Source organism: Vibrio sp. 704 (genome assembly GCF_033339295.1).
The window spans coordinates 1-1142 of sequence record NZ_JAWOUH010000101.1 but is presented as its reverse complement, the minus strand read 5'-3'; the positions used below and the strand labels follow the sequence as shown (position 1 = coordinate 1142).

General features: G+C 44.0%; 2 protein-coding genes. Both read right to left on the bottom strand.

The window, feature by feature from the left end; translation table 11 throughout:
- A partial coding sequence (locus R7R24_RS24735) for a DUF3450 domain-containing protein (RefSeq protein ID WP_318119735.1) occupies nt 1–548 on the bottom strand: 548 nt, incomplete at its 3' end.
- Between the two features lie 72 nt (nt 549–620).
- A partial coding sequence (locus tag R7R24_RS24730) for a TonB-dependent receptor domain-containing protein (protein WP_318119733.1) occupies nt 621–1142 on the bottom strand: 522 nt, incomplete at its 5' end.

The window sequence follows — 1142 nt, the reverse complement described above, 5'->3', positions numbered from 1 at the left end:
CCGTTACGATCTAAGCTCGCTTTGTCAGACTCTATTGAGCGAGAGAAGCCTTCTTCAATTTGGTACGCTTCCATCACTTTACGGAATTTCTCAGAAGTCGTTACGTCTGCGCGATCCATCAGGCGGCGTAACTCTTGAACGCGTTTGTTGCGTTCTTCTTTTTGGAAAGGCAAATCGAGTGTAACGAACTCATCTAGCGCATCGATCATTTTTAGTGTTAGAGGAACAACTTCTGTTGCCGTTTGATCGATTTGAGCAATTTGGTTATTCAATGAGTCCAGTTCGCCCTGTTGCGATTGAACCATTCGATTAATTTGCTCGTTGTAGACTTTCATACTATCGATTTGACGAAGTAAGCCCTTATATTCTGCCAACATACCTTCTGTGCTTTCAGCGTAAGTATCGATTTTTTGCTGAGAAGCTTGAGAAGACTTCGTTGTTTGTGCTTGATTGGCGACTACGGTTCCAGAGTCTGCAGCAATCGCTGCACCACTTACCGAGAGAATCGCGGCAGTAACTGCACTTACGCCAAATTCCTTTAACGTCATAGTAGCATCCTTGTTAGTGTAAATAGTCAGTCGAATAGGGCGCAGGAAATACTCCTGCGCCAAAGGTTTTAACTAAAAGTTTTGAGAGTATTTCAAGAAGTAAACGCGGCCTTGAATGCTGTATAGGTCTGAGTTGTAAGTTACACCATCAGATTCAAATGCAGGATCTTCATCAGTAAGGTTACGAACACCTGCCGTGAATTTTGCATCCCACGGAGCTAGGTAGTTGTACGCAATGTTCCACGTTGTTTGTGAAGATATGTGACCGATTTTATTGTAGTTGTCGTCAACATCTTGAGCTTGGTCTGCGATGTGGTCTGCAGATAGATAGATGTCATGGTCTTCTAGGAAGTTTAAGCCAACACCAGTGTTAAAACGGTACTCAGGCAAACCATTACGACCTACTTGATTATTTACTGGGCCACCAACGTATTCAGGTGTGCTGTAGTCCAGAACATAGCTTCCCATGAAGTCGTAACGAACTGTCGCAAAATCAAAGTCGTAACTGTAGCCGACTTTGAGGTCGATACCTGAAGTATCGAGTGTACCTAAGTTTTGCAGCCCCGCTGTTGCTTCAATGATGCGGCCATTTGC